12 protein-coding genes are annotated in these 19,056 nt (G+C 56.1%); 6 read left to right on the top strand and 6 right to left on the bottom strand.

The genetic code is table 11. The annotated features are described in order from the left end of the window. Positions 1–18: 18 nt before the first annotated feature. The 5 genes from CPA59_RS09770 to CPA59_RS09750 all read right to left on the bottom strand — a co-directional run bounded on the left by CPA59_RS09770 (position 19) and on the right by CPA59_RS09750 (position 10,628). Entirely contained in the window at positions 19–1,704 is a 1,686-nt protein-coding gene (locus tag CPA59_RS09770) for a methyl-accepting chemotaxis protein (protein ID WP_049853878.1), read from the bottom strand. A gap of 378 nt (positions 1,705–2,082) precedes the next feature. Further along, on the bottom strand, positions 2,083–3,750 hold the full coding sequence (locus CPA59_RS09765; RefSeq protein WP_038918825.1) for a methyl-accepting chemotaxis protein: 1,668 nt from the start codon (positions 3,748–3,750) through the stop codon (positions 2,083–2,085). A 794-nt stretch (positions 3,751–4,544) separates the two neighbouring features. Then, on the bottom strand, positions 4,545–6,206 hold the full coding sequence (locus CPA59_RS09760) for a methyl-accepting chemotaxis protein (protein ID WP_107759186.1): 1,662 nt from the start codon (positions 6,204–6,206) through the stop codon (positions 4,545–4,547). Positions 6,207–6,700: 494 nt separating this feature from the next. Beyond that, positions 6,701–8,374 carry a methyl-accepting chemotaxis protein gene (locus tag CPA59_RS09755; RefSeq protein ID WP_107759184.1) on the bottom strand — a complete coding sequence of 558 codons (1,674 nt, stop codon included), beginning with the start codon at positions 8,372–8,374 and terminating at the stop codon, positions 6,701–6,703. 661 nt (positions 8,375–9,035) lie between these two features. Continuing rightward, positions 9,036–10,628: a methyl-accepting chemotaxis protein gene (locus tag CPA59_RS09750; protein ID WP_241043414.1), complete on the bottom strand. Its 1,593-nt coding sequence runs from the start codon at positions 10,626–10,628 to the stop codon at positions 9,036–9,038. Positions 10,629–11,464: 836 nt separating this feature from the next. Between CPA59_RS09750 and CPA59_RS09740 the strand changes: the two genes are divergently transcribed. The 4 genes from CPA59_RS09740 to CPA59_RS09725 all read left to right on the top strand — a co-directional run bounded on the left by CPA59_RS09740 (position 11,465) and on the right by CPA59_RS09725 (position 14,955). Then, positions 11,465–12,328, top strand: a complete 864-nt coding sequence (locus tag CPA59_RS09740; protein WP_049855401.1) for a LysR family transcriptional regulator — start codon at positions 11,465–11,467, stop codon at positions 12,326–12,328. A gap of 97 nt (positions 12,329–12,425) precedes the next feature. Continuing rightward, a complete protein-coding gene (locus tag CPA59_RS09735; RefSeq protein ID WP_038918821.1) occupies positions 12,426–13,547 on the top strand; it encodes an S-(hydroxymethyl)glutathione dehydrogenase/class III alcohol dehydrogenase in 1,122 nt (373 codons plus the stop codon). Between the two features lie 20 nt (positions 13,548–13,567). Continuing rightward, complete coding sequence (gene fghA, locus CPA59_RS09730) at positions 13,568–14,413, top strand: S-formylglutathione hydrolase (protein ID WP_049855403.1); 846 nt, start codon at positions 13,568–13,570, stop codon at positions 14,411–14,413. Positions 14,414–14,742: 329 nt separating this feature from the next. Beyond that, complete coding sequence (locus tag CPA59_RS09725) at positions 14,743–14,955, top strand: KTSC domain-containing protein (RefSeq protein ID WP_038918819.1); 213 nt, start codon at positions 14,743–14,745, stop codon at positions 14,953–14,955. Between the two features lie 48 nt (positions 14,956–15,003). Here the strand turns inward: CPA59_RS09725 and CPA59_RS09720 are convergent, their stop codons facing one another. After that, positions 15,004–16,092 (bottom strand): oxidoreductase, encoded by a 1,089-nt coding sequence (locus CPA59_RS09720; protein WP_107759182.1) that lies wholly within the window; start codon positions 16,090–16,092, stop codon positions 15,004–15,006. Between the two features lie 378 nt (positions 16,093–16,470). Between CPA59_RS09720 and CPA59_RS09715 the strand changes: the two genes are divergently transcribed. Together CPA59_RS09715 and CPA59_RS09710 are read left to right on the top strand one after the other, a co-directional pair. Beyond that, complete coding sequence (locus CPA59_RS09715) at positions 16,471–17,982, top strand: sugar ABC transporter ATP-binding protein (RefSeq protein WP_107759180.1); 1,512 nt, start codon at positions 16,471–16,473, stop codon at positions 17,980–17,982. An 83-nt stretch (positions 17,983–18,065) separates the two neighbouring features. After that, positions 18,066–18,986 (top strand): ABC transporter permease, encoded by a 921-nt coding sequence (locus CPA59_RS09710; RefSeq protein ID WP_231348873.1) that lies wholly within the window; start codon positions 18,066–18,068, stop codon positions 18,984–18,986. Positions 18,987–19,056 lie beyond the last annotated feature (70 nt).

The following is a 19,056-nucleotide window of genomic DNA, read 5'->3' as shown; positions in this document are numbered from 1 at the left end:
ACGGGTGGTCGGACAGGATCAGAATTTTTCCCAGTTATCCTGCTCGTTGGCCTTACGGGCAGGCGGCAAAGCCGGGGTTGTTCCCCTGAGCGCCGGGCGCTTCAGCGCCATGTTGCCCGCCGGGTTTGCGCGCCCGGCGGCCGTCTGGTGTTCAGTGCCGAGGTGGAACACTTCTACTGCCTGCGTCAGTTGTCGCGCCTGATCTTCCAGCGACGTGGCGGCCGTCATCGCCTGTTGCACCAACGCGGCATTCTGTTGCGTCACGCCGTCCATTTCATTGACGGCCTGTCCGATTTGCGCAATCCCCCGGCTCTGTTCATCCGATGCCGAGGCTATCTCGCCAATCAGGTCGCTGACATGCGATACGGCGGTGATAATCGTACCCATCGCCTCCCCCGCCTGTTTAACCTGCGATGAGCCGATATCCACCCGGGATACCGATTCCGCGATCAGCCCCTCGATCTCTTTGGCCGCCTGCGCGCTGCGCTGCGCCAGACTGCGCACTTCTCCCGCCACCACCGCGAATCCCCGTCCCTGTTCGCCGGCCCGAGCGGCTTCCACCGCGGCATTCAGCGCCAGAATATTGGTCTGAAAGGCAATGCCATTGATGACCGAGGTAATATCGGCAATCTTGCGGGAGCTGGCGGTAATACTGTCCATGGTTTCCACCACATTGTTGGTAATTTTCCCGCCCTGTTTTGCCGCGTCGGTGGCTTCTCCCGCCAGCTTACTGGCCTGATGCACGTTTTCAGCATTATGCAGCACGGTAGAGCTGAGTTGTTCCATGCTGGCGGCGGTTTCCTGCAGCGCGGAGGCCTGCTGTTCGGTACGGCTGGACAGGTCATTATTACCGTGACGGATTTCCGTCGCGCCCTGATAAATGGTTTCCGCGCTATTACGAATTAACGACACGGTATTTATCAGGCTATTCTGCAATTGTTTAATATCGGGAATAATACGCCCGGCGCAATTACGCCCAAATTCCGCCAAATGTTGATCCAGTCGCCCGGCGGTCAGCTTTGACATGTGCGCCTTAATACTGCCGATGGGGCTAACCAGATAGTTAGCCAGATAACGTTCGCTGATCACAAACACCAGCAGGCTCATCAGCAAAGCGAAAACCAAGACATTCCGGTTCCAGCCATTATAGGCATTCACCGACTGGATATAATCGGAACTGGTTATCGCGCTGGAGTACTTCTGGGCTACCTCGCCAAAAGCGACGCTGGCGGCGGGATAGACCGTCCGAAAAATACGCCGGAACTCATCCAGATTATTGCTTCTCAGCGCGCTATACATGGGTTCAATTCCGGTGCTGATTAAATTCGACCAGGTTGTGACCATGTTATCCGCCAACGCCTTATCAATTCCCACATGCTCCGCTGTTTTAAATTTTTCCAGCGCATCTTTGGTGTTGTTAATCGCATTTTGCGCTGAATCCAGCGTCTTTTTGGCATTGTCGGCATCATTGAATTGCAGATAATCCATTACCCGCGCCATGCGGGTAACCGAGCGAAAATATTGATCGTTGCCATAGACCAGGGAGGAATAGCTGTTTTTCTGAGAGACGCTTTTATTCAAAAGTACAGTCACATGCTGAAGCGAATAAAGACTGAAACCGGACGCACCGCACCATAACACCACAAAAAAACCCATGATGATTAACATCATAATTTTTATGCTGATATTTCTTAGAAAAGTCATAGTTAACTCCAGATCGTTATTTGACGTTTTTCCACGATTCACTGATTAGCAGAGCATCCTTCACCCCTTAATACGGCAAGACATAAATATCGGAACGCTAACGTTGCCACACACCACCGGCAAACACGTCATGCATAGAAAAAGCAAAAGTAACGCCAACCGGCAGTTATAAGCAGGAGAATCAATATCTGGTCAAGTGCGTTCTGATTACCAGCAAGTATAGGCAGGGATAGAAAAAATGGGATGACGCATCCGGCTATTCGCCTAAAAACCGTACCGGGAAAAAGCCAACACAGCGTTTACCTCGCCGGCGTTATGATGAAAAAATGCACCGGCAAGCCGGTGCATTCGGAGATAAAACGGGAAGCCCGAAACCCGTCAGAACGTTTCCCAATCGCCGTGGGACGAACTGGTCGCGGCCGGCAAGGAAGCTTTCAGCGCCGGTCGTTTCAGCGCCGGCACGGCGGCGCGAGGTGAAATAAACACACTCTGCCTGTCGCCAAGATCAAACGCCGCTACCGCCGCCGACAGACTTTGCGCCTGCTCTTCCAGCGACGCCGCCGCCGTGGTGGCTTCCTGCACCAACGCCGCGTTCTGCTGCGTCACGCCGTCCATTTCCGTCACCGCCTGACCAATTTGCGCAATGCCCCGGCTCTGCTCGTCGGACGCCGCCGAAATCTCGCCCATCAGGTCATGCACCCGCGATACCGAGGAGATAATCACTTCCATAGCGCTGCCCGCTTCGCGCACCAGTTCAGAACCGGTATTCACCCGGCCGACCGATTCGCTGATCAGCGTCTCAATCTCTTTGGCCGCCTGCGCGCTGCGCTGCGCCAGACTGCGCACTTCCCCGGCCACCACCGCGAAACCACGCCCCTGCTCGCCGGCCCGCGCCGCTTCCACCGCCGCGTTCAGCGCCAGGATATTGGTCTGGAAGGCGATGCCGTTAATTACGCTGGTAATATCGGCAATCTTGCGGGAACTGTCGGAAATGCTCTGCATGGTGGTCACCACGCTGTCGGTGATGTCACCGCCCTGCCGGGCCATCTGCTGCGCTTCTTCCGAAATTTGCCGCGCCTGACGTACGTTGTCGGCGTTGTTTTTCACCGTCGAGGTCAGTTCTTCCATGCTGGCGGCGGTTTCCTGCAAGGCGGCCGCCTGCTGGTCGGTACGGCGCGACAGCTCGTCATTGCCCTGGCGGATTTCGCTGGTACCGGTATGGATTACCGACGAACTGGTATGAATGGTTTGTACGGTATCGCTCAGGCTATGCTGCATCGCCCGAATGTAGGGGATCAACTGGCCGGCGCAGTTGCGGCCGAATTCATTCAGTTCCACGCCGAGTTTACCGCTGGTCAACAATTCCAGGTGACGTTTAATCTGACCAATCGGCGTCACCAGATAGGTGACCAGATAACGGTCGCTCAGGAACAGCACGATGACGCCAATAATCAGCGCGACCAGCAACACGTTTTTATTGAAGGCGATGTGTTCCTTCAACGCCGTGATGGTATTGTCCGCCTGGATGGCGTTGACGTATTTGTTCGCCACATCGCCAAATTCCACGCTCAGCGCCATATATTGTTGGCGGTAAAGCTGCTGGAAATCATCGTTCCGGCCTTCGCTAACCGCCGCCAACAACGGCGCCATTCCGTTTTGCAGCAGCCGACTCCAGACATCGACCATCTGCTTCGCCAGCGCCTCATCCACACCGACGTGCTCGCTGCTTCTAAACTGCGCCAGCGCCTCTTCGCTATTTTTCAGTGCGGTGGTAGCCGAGAGCAGGGTCTTTTGCGCATTGTCGGTATCGCCGGCCTGCCGGTAATCCACCACCCGCATCATCCGCGTTACCGAGCGGAAATACTGATCATTGCCTTTGACCAGATTCGAATAACTTTTCTTTTGGTCTATCGTGTCATCCAGCAGGTTGTTCATGCTGCTGAAGGAGTTCAATGTATAAATAGAGGCGATACCCCAGATAACGGTAAACAGTGCCAGAATCACCAGCATCATTCTTCTGACGGTAATATTTCTTAAAAAAGTCATAACAGGCTCCGGACAATTAATCGCGCGTTAAGCACATGTTTGATAGTAGCCACCTGCGTTTGGTTGACCCCGACTGTAGCCAGACGCATCCCTCACCACAGCCACTCGCTTCGTACCATGACAAGGAAACGCCTGGCTCAACAACAATCATCGGGAAGACGTCAGTAATAACATTTATGTTTCTGGTACGAATGATTACTGAGAAAATCAAAGCAACACGCCAGCGTTGACGACGTTCTATTTAGTCAGCCATGACCGATAACGCCCTCAATGGTTTTCACGTCGCTAAACTATACGATAAAAAACAAAACAATACGGTAAAAACCAGGAGCATCCTGATCTAAAATAAATAAAACCAATCAGGATCACGCCTTCTCAATTCGATTGCTTACATTTTAATTTCTCCCGTTACTGAGTTTAAGGTAATCATCCCAGATGGCAACTGTTCAGTTTTACACCACTTTATTCCCATCCCATCACGCATTATCGCCCCCAAATGATGCGTCAGCCCTATGCTAAAACGCGTGGCCCTGCTGGCTCGACACCGTAGCGACAACGATGCCACAGCCCGTTGATATCACTGACGACCGCCATTCGGTTTCCAGATGTTTCAGGCTGTTTCAATCGAGTATAGAAGCGATAAGAAATTATTAAAGTGCGCAGACGGCCGATTGACGGTCAATATCCGTTCCAGCCAGATGTCGGGTGTAGCGTGAGGTCTATACGGCGTGAAAAAGCGAATGCACCGGCTGGCCGGTGCATTCGAAGAAGATAACGCAGATGTCCCTAATACGTCAGAACGTTTCCCAGTCGCCGTTGGACGAACTGGCCGGCAGGGAGGCTTTCAGCACCGGCCGTTTCAGCACCGGAGCGGCAACACGCGGAGCGTTCAGCGCGGTCTGTCTGTCGCCAAGATCAAACGCTGCTACCGCTGCCGCCAGACTCTGCGCCTGATCTTCCAGCGACGCCGCCGCCGTGGTGGCTTCCTGCACCAGCGCCGCGTTCTGCTGCGTCACGCCGTCCATCTCCGTCACCGCCTGACCGATTTGCGCAATGCCCCGGCTTTGTTCGTCGGACGCCGCCGAAATTTCGCCCATCAGGTCATGTACCCGCGATACCGAGGAGATAATCTCCTCCATGGCGTTGCCCGCTTCCCGCACCAGTCCAGAGCCGGTATTCACCCGGCTGACCGATTCGCCGATCAGCGTCTCAATCTCTTTGGCCGCCTGCGCGCTGCGCTGCGCCAGATTTCTCACTTCCCCGGCCACCACCGCGAAACCACGCCCCTGCTCGCCGGCCCGCGCCGCTTCCACCGCCGCGTTCAGCGCCAGGATATTGGTCTGGAACGCGATGCCGTTAATCACGCTGGTAATATCGGCAATCTTGCGGGAACTGTCGGAAATGCTCTGCATGGTGGTCACCACGCTGTCGGTGATATCACCACCCTGCCGGGCCATTTGCTGCGCTTCTTCCGAAATTTGCCGTGCCTGACGTACGTTGTCGGCGTTGTTTTTCACCGTCGAGGTCAGTTCTTCCATACTGGCGGCGGTTTCCTGCAAGGCGGCCGCCTGCTGGTCGGTACGGCGCGACAGTTCATCATTGCCCTGGCGGATTTCGCTGGTACCGGTGTAAATCACCGACGAACTGGCATGGATGGTCTGCACCGTATTGCGCAGGCTGTGCTGCATCGCCCGGATGTAGGGGATCAACTGGCCGGCGCAGTTGCGGCCAAACTCATCCAGCTCCACGCCGAGTTTACCGCTGGTCAGCAATTCCAGATGACGTTTAATCTGACCAATCGGCGTCACCAGATAATTGACCAGATAGCGGTCGCTCAGGAACAGCACGATAACCCCAATAATCAGCGCGACCAGCAGTACATTCTTGTTGATGGCAATGTGTTGCGATGCCGAAATGATAGCGTCGTCGGATTGAATTGCCGTCGCGTATTTATCCGCCACGCCGCCGAATTCCACGCTCAGCGGCGGATACTGTTTGCGAAACAGCTGACGAAAATCGTCCATCCGACCGTCTTTAACCGCCGCCAGCATCGGCTCTACTCCGCTTTGCAGCAATCGGCCCCAGACATCGGTCATCTGCTGCACGACGTCTTTGTCCACACCGATATGTTCGCTGCTTTTGAACTGCGCCAGCGCTTCTTCGCTATTTTTCAGCGCGCTGGCGGCTGAACTCAGGGTTTTCTGCGCATTATCGGCATCGCCGGTCTGCAGGAAATCCACCGCACGCAGCATCCGGGTTACCGCACGAAAATATTGATCGTTGCCTTTGACCAGCATCGAGTAACTCTTCTTTTGCGCCATGTTGTCATTCAGCAAATTGCTCATGCTGCTAAATGAGTTCAGAGTAAAAATGGAGGCAATTCCCCAGAGGACGGTAAACAGTGCCAGGATAATTAACATCATTCTTCTGACAGTGATGTGTCTTAAAATATTCATAACAGGCTCCGGATAATTAGTCGCGCATTCAGCGCTTGCTTAGTCATAGCCACCTGCGATTGGTATTCCCCAGTGTAAATAGATGCATCGCTCACCACTGTGCTGCGCATTGTGACAAGAAAAACCCTGGCTCAATAAATTATTTTCAACAATGTAATAACAATTTTCATTCCGGCATGGATAACGGTTAAATAAATCCGCATTCCTTTTTAGCGTCCCGTATTCACTCTCATGGCCAGCAACACGTTCACTGTGTCTTCATCTCTAAGATTACAGATTGAAAATTAAGTGAGCCTTAAAATAAAAAAGTAAAATGGACCAGGATCACGTTATTTCATTTTCGACCTTGTTTATTTTTTAATTCCCTCCGTTATTGAGTCCAGGGTAATCATCCCGACGTCAACCACCCGCATACGAATTTAATCCATTGCATAAAGCAGAATGCACCGGCAAGCCGGTGCATTCTGGGATAACGCGAGAGAACCAGAAGCGTATCAGAACGTTTCCCAGTCCCCCTGAGAGGAAGCCGCAACCGGCCGCGCGTTAACCGAAGAAGTCAGTACAGGCCGTTTCAGCGCCGGAGCGGCCACACGCGGAGCGTTCAGCGAAATCTGTCGTTCTCCCAGGTCAAACGCCGCTACCGCCGCCGCCAGACTCTGCGCCTGATCTTCCAGCGACGCCGCCGCCGTGGTGGCTTCCTGCACCAGCGCCGCGTTCTGCTGCGTCACGCCGTCCATTTCCGTCACCGCCTGACCAATTTGCGCAATGCCCCGGCTTTGTTCGTCGGACGCTGCCGAAATCTCACCCATCAGGTCATGCACCCGCGATACCGAGGAGATAATCACTTCCATGGCGTTGCCCGCTTCCCGCACCAGTTCAGAGCCGGTATTCACCCGGCTGACCGATTCGCCGATCAGCGTCTCTATCTCTTTGGCCGCCTGCGCGCTGCGCTGCGCCAGATTTCTCACTTCCCCGGCCACCACCGCGAAACCACGCCCCTGCTCGCCGGCCCGCGCCGCTTCCACCGCCGCGTTCAGCGCCAGGATATTGGTCTGGAACGCAATGCCGTTAATCACATTAGTAATATCGGCAATCTTGCGGGAACTGTCGGAAATGCTCTGCATGGTGGTTACCACGTTATCGGTAATATCGCCACCCTGCCGCGCCATCTGCTGCGCTTCTTCCGAAATCTGCCGTGCCTGACGCACGTTGTCGGCGTTGTTTTTCACCGTCGAGGTCAGCTCTTCCATACTGGCGGCGGTTTCCTGCAAGGCGGCCGCCTGCTGGTCGGTACGGCGCGACAGCTCGTCATTGCCCTGACGGATTTCGCTGGTACCGGTGTAAATCACCGACGAACTGGCATGGATGGTCTGCACCGTATTGCGCAGGCTGTGCTGCATCGTCCGGATGTAGGGGATCAACTGGCCGGCGCAGTTGCGGCCGAATTCATTCAGTTCCACGCCGAGTTTACCGCTGGTCAGCAATTCCAGATGGCGTTTAATCTGACCAATCGGCGTCACCAGATAACTCACCAGATAGCGGTCGCTCAGGAACAATATGGTAATACCGATAATCAGCGCGGCCAGTAATACGTTTCTGCTAATCTCGATGTAATATCCCACGTTCATAATGGTGCTGTCGGACTGGATAGCGGCGGCGTATTTTTCTGTCAACTCACCGAACTCCACGCTCATCGGCGGATATTGTTTCAGGAAAATTCGTTTAAATTCATCCATTCGCCCGTCTTTCAGCGCGCTCATCATTGGCTCGACCGCATTGCTGAGGATCTGTTCCCACGATGCAGTCAGTTGCTGAACCTGTTCATTGCTAACGCCGACCTGCCGGCTGCGCTTAAACTGCGCCAACGCCTCTTTGGCATTGTTCAACGCATCCGTCGCAGAGCCCAACGTTTTCTGGGCATTATCCATATCGCCTTGCTGTATAAATTCCGGTATGCGCGACATACGCATTACCGCACGGGAATATTGGTCGTTGCCGCGAACCAGAATGGAATAACTTTTCTTCTGATCCTGATTGTCACTTAATAAACCATTGACATTGCCAAGTGAATACAGGGTAAACGAGGACGCCATTCCCCACACAACCGTAAACAGCGCCAGGATAATTAACATCATTCGTCTGACGGTAATATTCTTTAAGAAACTCATAACAGGCTCCGAATCATTTTCTGAGTGCATGGCACGTATATTAGTCATAGTCACCTGCGTTGGTTGCTACCCATGTAATCAGACGTATTCTTTACCGCTGCTTACCTATCTTCGCATCGTGACAAGAAAAACCCTGGTCAAACCGGCAAAGCCAGCGCTGAAAATCAGTCACAGCACTAATCTTTCCGGTGTAAACTATTGCCAATTAAACAAGTGAAATAGCACTTCAGTTTATCGTTTTCGTTGCTCAGAAAAATAATCCGAGAACCCGACAATCTTCACCTCAAAGATTATCTATTAAAAATTAAGCGAGCCTTAAATTAAAAAAGACAATTTCTTACGCGGTCACATTATAAAATATCTTTGTACCTTCCCTTTAATATTACTGACTATTTTCCTTTTGATTAAGGATACCTATTGTTGTCATCGTTATATCCTAACTTATTCCAGCGACAGGAAAGCCTTAGGCGAACGGGCCGTCATGCCGAAAAGGCAAGGCAGAGAAACGGGATACAGAGCAGCCGACGCGGGCAACCTGCCAAGTGATGGGGCATGATTTAGGCGATTTTAGCGATAAAAAAACCACCGGTATTGAACCGGTGGTTTTTATTACGCGATCGGGGCAAGAGAAGCCGCGATGTTCACGACACGGCGTTTAATATTACCGGGACGGCGATACGCTCAATGCCAGTGGTGAAGAAGGCAGCATTCCGTTGGCGGAATAGCGGTGCTCCTCCTCCGACAGGCTGAATACGGTGACGGCGTCCGCCAGTTGCCGGGCCTGGGATTCCAGCGATGCCGCCGATGATGCCGCTTCCTCGACCAACGCCGCATTCTGCTGGGTCACGCTGTCCATTTCCGTCACCGCCTGACCCACCTGCATGATGCCATTCTTCTGCTCTTCAGACGCCGACGCGATATCGCGGATCAACGCATCCACGCTCATGATGCTGTTAATAATATCGCTCATTGCCGCACCAGCCTGCGTCAATTGGATGGATCCCGCTTCGACGCGCTGAACGGAATCGCCGATCAACGCACCGATATCCTTAGCCGCCTGGCCGCTACGCTGAGCCAGATTACGCACTTCGCCCGCCACCACGGCGAAACCGCGCCCGGCCTCGCCCGCGCGCGCCGCTTCCACCGCGGCGTTCAGCGCCAGAATATTGGTCTGGAAAGCAATGCCGTTGATCAGAGTGATAATGTCATTGATTTGACGTGAACTGTCAGAAATCCCCTTCATCATCGATTCCAGCGATTTGCCGGCTTCGCCGCCGCTGAGCGCGCGTTCGGTGGCTTCCTGCGCCAGCTTGCTCGCCTGCTTAAGGTTATCCGCGTTCTGGATAACCGTGGCGCTCAACTGTTCCATGCTGGCGGCCGTCTGTTGCAGCGCCGCGGCTTGTTCTTCCGTCCGGCTGGCCAGCTCGTCGTTGCCGCTTTTAATCTCGCTCGCGCCGACATGCAGCGCCGCCGAACTATCGCGGATCACGCTCACGGTATCGCGCAGATTGCTCTGCATTTGCCGGATGTAGGGAATCAGTTGCCCGACGCAGTTACGGCCAAACTCCTGCAAATCCGCGCCAAGACGCCCCTCCGTCAGGGCGGTCAGATGACGCTTGATATCCCCTACCGGTTTAACCAGATAGTTGACCAGATAGCGATCGCACAGAAGCAACGCCAGCAGCCCGAAAATCAGAGCGGCGCTCAGCACATCCCGGCTGATGGAAGCCAGACGATTCGCTTTGCTCAACGAATCGTCGACCTGTATCGCCTCGCCGTACTGCGCCACGTTGTTGCCAAACGCCTGCGCCAGCGCGGGGTAAACGTCCAGATAATAATGCTGGTATTCATCGAAGCGGCCGGCGCGGCTGGCGTTCAGCATCGGCATCAGCGCCTGGGAAATGGCGTTATCCCACGAGTCGGCGATTTGTCCCGCCAGCGTGGTGTTGATGCCGTCATGGCTGGCGGCGCGAAAGGTGGTCAGCAGCGTTCGGGTGCTGTCGAGGTTGCCCTGCACTTTTTGCAGCAGCGCCTGAGCCTGAGCGCTATCCCCCCGTTGCTGGAACAGCGTACTGCGGTTAATCAGCGCGATGGACTGGGTAAAGGCTTCGCGGCCGTTGGACAGAATAGTGTAATTTTTTTTCTCGGTCTGATTGGTGTCCAATAAGGACTCGATTTTATTTAATGACACGATAGTGGTAATCGCGCTGCCTCCCCAGATTAAAGTGAATCCGACGAGTATGATTAACAACATGGCCCTGATGGTGATATTTTTTAAAATGCGCATCATGATATCCAGATAGTGTGTGTCTGATTTGAATAATGTCTCATCCGCAGCGCAGCAAACGCGATGGCGCAAGGATGCATGGAGCTATTTACCCTAAATAATTCAAGTCGCGCGCAGGCAGCAACCCAGCGGCTCCCCGGTCGCCTACACGGGTAAGAGACGGGAGTCAGGGAAAGCGACCAACACATCCGCAATTGAAATATGGCGGGTATAACGGGTAGGAGATCAGTCAGTTCTGACCGTCTGTGTCGTCCATAGGATGTCACAAAGAAAAAAGAGGAATAAACAGGCTCCGTGCCAAAACCCGAATCCCATCTTATCCTTACTCTGCGATAAAAAAAAAGCCGCGCTATTACCCGACGGCGGATTTAAATGTCACAAAAAATAAAAAAAACGGCGGCGAACGACCGGTGTTTATAGATATCTCCCCTAAAATAATTCGAGTTGCAGGCCGACGGCGACCAGGCGAATCCCCGGTCGCCGACTCTGGTTAGTATTGGGATGAGCTCGGCCAACCGGCGCCACGGCAATTTGCCGTCCGGCGGGGATAAACGGATAGTCAACGCTCGCCAATTACATGTTCGCCTAATCGGGGTTTTCCATATAACCATGACCACCGGTCTTTCATCACCGGTGGCACACATTGGGCCGTATCCGACACGGTGATGACGCCAAATGCATTTCCACACCGTTTCTGGCGGTCAGCAACCGGATCAACAACCGGGTTGCCAGTGGCAAACACAACCGTTACACTCAATATAAATAAACAACTCAATAAAAGTTATTCACGAAAAGAGAATAATATGGACCTAACCCAACTGCGTATGTTCTGTCTGGTGGCGGAAACCGGCTCGCTGGTGCGCGCGGCCGCACAGCTCGGCCGCGTGCCTTCCAACCTCACCACCCGGCTGCGCCAGTTGGAACAGGAACTGGGTACCGATCTGTTTATTCGTGAGCGCCAGCGCGTTCGCCTTTCACCGGCAGGCCATAATTTCCTGTGCTACGCCCAGCGTATTCTGGCGTTGAGCGATGAAGCGCTGGCGATGGCGCACACCAGCGAACCCGCCGGCCTGTTCGCGCTGGGCGCGGTGGAAAGTCTGCTGATCACCGCGCTGCCCGAATTGCTGGCGCTGTACCACCGCCGCTATCCGCAGGTTCAGTTAGCGTTGCGCAGCGACACCTGCGGCGCGTTGCTGGATGCCGTGAACGCCGGCGAACTGGCTACGGCGCTGGTAACCGGGCCGATTAATCATGACGCCGTCAACAGTTGCCGGGTGTTTTCACAACAGCTGGCGCTGATTACCGCCGCCGGCATACCGCCGGTTTCTCAGGCGGCGCAGGTGCGTAATCTGCCGTTGCTGGCCTTCGCGCCCGGCTGCGGCTACCGCCAGCGGCTGGAAGGCTGGTTTCGCGGGCAGGGCATCTCGCCCGCCGCCGTGCTGGAAATGCCGTCGTATAGCGCCCTGCTGGCGGGCGTGGCCGGCGGCAGCGGCGTGGCGATGGTGCCGCTCAGCGTACTGGAAGCCCTGCCTGCCGGTCAGCAGGTTCAGGTCCATCACCTGCCTACCGACATTGCGTCGGTCAGCACCTGGCTTATCTGGCGGCGGGACGCCTTCGGTCCCAATGTCGAGGCGCTGAAAAAACTGATGATTGAAATCGGCGCCTGATGCATTCCCTGTCGGCATTCGATGTCAATGCCGCATTATCCCTGGCAGCCGCTGCGTCATTCCGGCGGCTGCGCCACTCTGAATAAGGAGCTTCACCATGCAAATGATCAAAACCCGCGCCGCCGTCGCCTGGGGCCCCAACCAGCCGCTGTCCATTGAAGAAGTGGATCTGATGCCGCCGCAGAAAGGCGAAGTGCTGGTGCGCATCCTCGCCAGCGGCGTCTGCCATACCGATGCCTACACCCTGTCCGGTAAGGATCCGGAGGGCGTGTTCCCGGCGATCCTCGGCCATGAAGGCGCCGGCATCGTGGAAGCGGTAGGCGAAGGCGTGACCAGCGTGGCGGTCGGCGACCACGTCATTCCGCTGTACACCCCGGAGTGCGGCGAGTGCAAATTCTGCCGTTCTGGCAAAACCAACCTGTGTCAGGCCATCCGCGCCACCCAGGGCAAAGGTCTGATGCCGGACGGCACCACTCGTTTTTTCAAAGACGGCAAGCCGATTTTCCACTACATGGGCACCTCCACCTTTGCAGAACGCACCGTCGTGGCGGAAATCTCTCTGGCGAAAATCAATAAGGAAGCGCCGCTGGAAGAAGTGTGCCTGCTGGGTTGCGGCGTGACCACCGGCATGGGCGCCGTGACCAACACCGCCAAGGTGAAACCGGGCGACACCGTGGCGATCTTCGGTCTGGGCGGCATCGGTCTGTCCGCCATCATCGGCGCGAAAATGGCGGGCGCCGGTCGCATCATCGGTATTGACCTCAACACCAGCAAGTTCGATCTGGCCCGCAAACTGGGCGCGACCGATCTGGTCAATCCGAAAGATTACGACAAGCCGATCCAGGAAGTGATCGTCGACATGACCGACGGCGGCGTGGATTTCTCCTTCGAGTGTATCGGTAATGTCAACGTGATGCGTTCCGCGCTGGAGTGTTGCCATAAAGGTTGGGGCGAGTCGGTCATCATCGGCGTGGCTGGCGCAGGCGAAGAGATCGCCACCCGTCCGTTCCAGTTGGTGACCGGGCGCGTATGGCGCGGTTCCGCCTTCGGCGGCGTCAAAGGCCGTAGTCAGTTGCCGGGAATCGTTCAGCGCTATCTGGACGGTGAATTCCAGCTCAACGACTTCATCACCCACACCATGCCGCTCGAACAGATCAACGAGGCATTCGATCTGATGCACGAAGGGAAATCCATCCGTTCCGTGGTTCATTTCAACTGATGACAGGAAACTCGCACACCATGACTGCGTCACTGGAATTACTGGAAGAACACCGGTTGTTCGGCGGCTGGCAGCGGCGTTACCGCCATGCCTCCGCCACGTTGAACTGCGACATGACCTTCAGCGTGTTTTATCCTCCCCTCGCCGGGGAGGCTCCGCCGCCGGTGCTGTACTGGCTGTCGGGGCTGACCTGCAACGACGAGAATTTCACCTTCAAGTCCGGCGCCCAGCGGGTGGCGGCGGAACTGGGGCTGGCGCTGGTGATGCCGGACACCAGTCCGCGCGGCGATGAGGTTGCGGACGACGCCCAGTACGATCTGGGTAAAGGCGCCGGCTTTTATGTCAACGCCACGCAATCCCCCTGGGACCGGCATTTCCGCATGTTCGACTATATCAGCGACGAACTGCCGGCGCTGGTGCGCCAGCACGTCAGCGCCAGCGATCGGGTCGCCATCAGCGGTCATTCGATGGGCGGGCACGGCGCGCTGATGCTGGCGCTGCGCCATCCGGGGCGTTTTCGTTCGGTGTCGGCCTTTGCGCCAATCGTCAACCCGACGCAGGTGCCCTGGGGGCAAAAAGCCTTCAGCGCCTATCTGGGCGACGATCGCCAGCAGTGGCTGCAGTACGACAGTTGCCATCTGCTCGCTCACAGCGACGCGCCGCTGCCGACGTTGATCGATCAGGGCGACGGCGACAGCTTCCTGCCCGTCCAGCTTCAGCCTGAGCAGTTGGAAGCCGTCGCCAGCGCACGGCAATGGCCGCTGACGCTGCGTATTCAGCCGGGTTATGACCACAGCTACTACTTCATCGCCAGCTTTATCGAAGATCATCTGCGTTTTCATGCAAAGCACTTGCAGTCGAACTGATCAGAGTTGTTTAATAATGCGATAAAACCGGCACAACAGACGGTTCAGATTGAACCACCGCTGATGTGCCGGTATGACATTAAAAACGTGATCGCCACCAAAACAGGAATTCATCCTGACAGCCAATCGTTGACTGACAGATAGATTCCTGCAAACGTGGCATCATCTGCCGATGTGCAGGTGAAATAGGGAAATAATAAGCTGTTCTTGTATTCTTTCGTCTGTTTTGCTGACGATTTTTTCGACCCTCTGGCGTCGACGTTGACCAAAAAAAACACAGCAAGTAACATTACCGTTACATCGCAACCATCAACAGGGAGCAATTTGTTTTGCAACGCAAACGTGTATCTTCCACCGAGCTGTTTGCCGTAGGTTACGATTCGGAAACCAGCACATTAGAAGTAGAATTACTGAACGGCAGTCTGTTTCAGTACAAAAACGTAGCACGAATGATTTATGAGGAGTTAATGGCCTCTAACGCCAAAGCGCGTTATTACGCACGTTACATCAGGAATTCCTTTCCGTATGACAAACTGCAATAACCCAGCCCTCAATGACGGGGCGGTTTAAAAAACCGCCCCGTTGCTTTATTAGCCGTTCGCCAATTCCACTGCCCGGAACGCGGTCAGCAGCGTGTCAGCGTCCAGCGGACCGGGCAGATAATGAATGGATTCGCCACTCTGCAAAGTACGGGCGATGACCGCCTGCAATGCCGCTTCATCGCTAATATCCACATCCAGTTCGGCCAGCGACACCGGCAGCCCGAAGACCCGGAACGCCGCTTTCAGCTGACGCAGCGTATCGGTTTGCCCCAGCAGCGCGCACTGTACCAGAATGCCGTAGGCTACTTTGGTGCCATGCAGAAAATGCGCCGTCTGCGGCAGTACCGTCAAACCGTTGTGCACCGCGTGCGCCGCCGCCACCCGGGTGTAACGCTCGCCCAACCCGCCCACCATGCCGCCGCCGGCGATAATCGCGTCGACAACATCCAGAAAATCCTGGTTCAGCGAGGCGTTATGCGCCGCCTTCAACGCAGATTCGCTCTGGTTCAGCAGCACATCGCGAATATCCTGCGCGGTCTGCAAACCCAGACGCACCGTCAGCGACAGGGTTTCCGGCTGCGGGCTTAACACCACCGCCTCATACCATTTCGCCAGCGTATCGCCGATCCCCGCCAGCAAGTACTCCACCGGCGCCGCCAGCAGAATACGCGGTTCCACCAACACCAGATGGTTGGCATCGTTGAAAATCTCGAATCGCAGCGCCTGCCCGGCCTCGTTGTACCAGACCGAGAGCGGTGTCCAGGCGGCGCAGGTCGCGGCAATGGTCGGAATCGCCACCAGCGGCAGGCCAAGACGACGCGCCACCACCTTGGCGGTGTCCAGCACCGCGCCGCCGCCCACGCCAATCACCACGGTGCGATCATCGCCCGCCGCCGCCGTCAACCGCGCAATTTCATTTTCACTGCAGTGTGCCGAAAAACCGGCCGACCGGGCCGTCGGCGCAGAAAACGCCGCCGGCAGATAAGCGCGCGTCGCCGCCAGCGCGCGTTCGCCGTGTATCCAGAACGCGCGGGCCAGCACCTCGTCCGGATAAAATTCGTTCAGCTTGTCGATCGCCCCTGGGAAAGAAAAATAGTTGGCCGGTCCCACCTGGACCCGAATATCAGTGCTACTCATTACGGATACATTCCTGTCTGAATAAATTCTTGTCGTCACACAAAATAATTCGAGTTGCGGTCAGACGGCAACCGTGTAAATGCCCAGGCGCTTACATGGATCAGTGACCGAAGCGAACGAGGGCGGCCGACGCACCGGCAACGTAAAGCATGACGGGTAGAGATAATGCGCTGTTTAATCTGGAATCCTGCGCGGAAAAGCCCTCTTCAGGGATAGCCGGCGCGGGTCTTAATAACGTTTTTGCTTAAGTTATGCTTTTTCATTTCTTCTCTGGGGCGTCCGCAAGCCCATTCAGGCATTCCATTCTGCGGTTAATATGATATTTTTCAACGTCGACCTCCCGTCATTATCGCTGTTAAGAACCCGTTGTTGTCAATTATGTCCATAAACCCGCGTTCGCGTCTGGAAATGCGCTACATTTCCATCTCTTTTGCCGGATTCCCGGCGCTCAGACAGGTGAATTTCACGCTGGAAGGCGGATCTATCCACGCGCTGACCGGCGCCAACGGCGCGGGAAAATCCACGCTGATGGCGATTCTTTCTGGATCTTATGACCATTACAGCGGAGATATCCTGCTGGATGGCGAAAAAGTCGCAATTCATTCTCCCCGTGACGCCAAACGCCACGGTATTCATCTGGTTCAGCAGGAAGTGGACGCCGCGCTGGTCCCTACGCTGTCGGTGGCGGAAAATATCATGCTGGACCAGTTGGCACAGAGCGGTCACGTGCTCAACTGGTCAACGCTTTACCAGCAGGCGCAGGCCTTGCTGACGCAACTGGGGGTCAGCATCAATGTCCGCCAGCAGCTGGAACAGTGTACGCTGGCGGAAAAACAGCAAATCCTGCTGGCGCGCGCCCTCTCCCACCGCTGCCGGTTTCTGATTCTTGACGAACCCACCGCCCCGCTCGACCAGGAAGAAAGCGCCCGGCTATTCGCCGTCGTGCGCCGTCTGCAGCAGGACGGTATCGGCATCGTCTTCATTTCGCACCGTATCCACGAACTGAAAGCCATCTGCGATACGTTGACCGTATTGCGCGATGGGCAGTTTGTCAGCAGCGGCCCAATGCAGGGGCTAAGCGGCGGAGAAATTGTCGAGCGGATGCTGGGCCACCGGCTGGATGATATTTTCCCGCCGCGCCGCACGCTCACGGACGCAGAGCCGCTGTTGCAGGTAGACGGTCTGCATGACGACACCCTGCTGCACAACATTTCGCTCCGGCTGCGCAAAGGCGAGATTCTCGGCATCGCCGGTCTTGCCGGCGCCGGTAAGACCGAGCTGTGCAAGGCGCTGTTCGGCGCCGCCCGCAGCCGCATCGATTCCGGCCGCTATCAGGGAAAACCCTGGCGCCCTACCTCGCCGGCCGACGCGGTCCAGCAGGGTATCGCGCTGGTGCCGGAAGAGCGGCGCAAAGAAGGCATATTTATTGACGAATCCGTCACCATGAATCTCAGCATCAGCGCCAGCGACAGCTTTTCCCGCTACGGCGTTTTCGGTCACGGTCAGGCGCTGGCCTGGGCCCGCGATTTGATCCAGCGGCTGACCATCCGCACCAGCGGGCCGCAACAGCGGTTGCGCCGTTTGTCCGGCGGCAATCAGCAAAAAGTGGCGATCGGCAAATGGCTGCGCAGCGACGTGCAGGTGTTGATTCTGGATGAACCCACCAAAGGCGTGGATATCAAAGCCAAACAGGATTTATTTACCCTGATCGATTCGCTGGCGCAGCAGGGCAAAGGCGTGATTTACGCCTCCGGCGAGTTCTCCGAACTGGTGGGCCTGTGCGACCGAATCTGCGTGCTGTGGGACGGGCGTATCGTCGCCGAACTGGACGGCGCCGACGCCGACGAAGAGACGTTGTTACTTTATTCAACCGGAGGAACTCCCGCGTGAGTCAGCCACTTGCATCCAACGGCGCGCCCAACGAAGCGCTCCCCTTTCACCACCGCCTGTTTGACCTGTTCTACAAATGGGGGATGCTGATTACCGTCGTCGCGCTGATCGCCCTGTTCGGGCTGGCGTCGGACAATTTTCTGGATCCGAACAACATCATCAATATCCTGCGTTCCATCGCCATCGTCACGGTGATCGCGATAGCCGTTTCCATCTCGCTGTCGGTCGGCGGTTTCGACCTATCGGTCGGGTCGACCGCCTCGCTGGCGAACGCGCTGGTTGTCTCGCTGTTCGTCTGGCACGGTTTTGGCACCACCGGCGCGATTGTATTGACGCTGACGCTGTGTCTGCTGGTGGGGCTGTTCAACGCGTTTTTGATTGTGATATTGCGGATTCCCGACATGCTGGCGACGCTGGCCAGCCTGTTCGTGATTCAGGGCGTCGCCATGACCTACAGCTACGGCGGCTCCATCACCCAAAATATGCTGCTGCCGAGCGGCGAGATGGCGGAAGGCGTGATCCCCGAGGTGTTCGCCACGCTGGGACAGGTGCCGGTGATTGTGGTGATCATGCTGGTGGTGACGGTGCTGGTGCAGCTGTATATGTCGCTGACCAAGCACGGCCGCCGCATGTACGCGATTGGCGGTAATCCGGAAGCCGCGCGGCTAGCCGGTATTCGCACCGCTCGTTACCGCGTGCTGGCCTATCTGCTTTCGTCGCTGCTGGCCGCGCTGGGCGGCATCCTGCTGGCGTCCCGCATCGGCTCTTCGCAGGTTAACGCCGGCGGCGGGTACCTGATGGACGCGGTGGCCGCCGCCTATATCGGTTTTTCGCTGGCCGGTTCCGGCAAACCCAATGCGTTGGGAACGCTGGTCGGCGCGGTGATCCTCGGCGTGCTGCAAAACGGGCTGGTGATGTTGTCCGTGCCTTACTACGCCATGGATATCATCAAAGGTCTGGTGCTGGCGCTGGCGCTGGCGATGACCTATTTCCAGAAACGCTGACCGACGAGACGGCGCGGCACATAAAAAATGGGGCCGGTATTACCGCCCCAACGCGCCGCGCCCGGCATTG

It is taken from the genome of Dickeya sp. Secpp 1600, from assembly GCF_003049805.1.
Taxonomy (GTDB): Bacteria; Pseudomonadota; Gammaproteobacteria; order Enterobacterales; family Enterobacteriaceae; genus Dickeya; species Dickeya fangzhongdai.
This window is presented reverse-complemented; position numbering and strand designations above follow the sequence as displayed.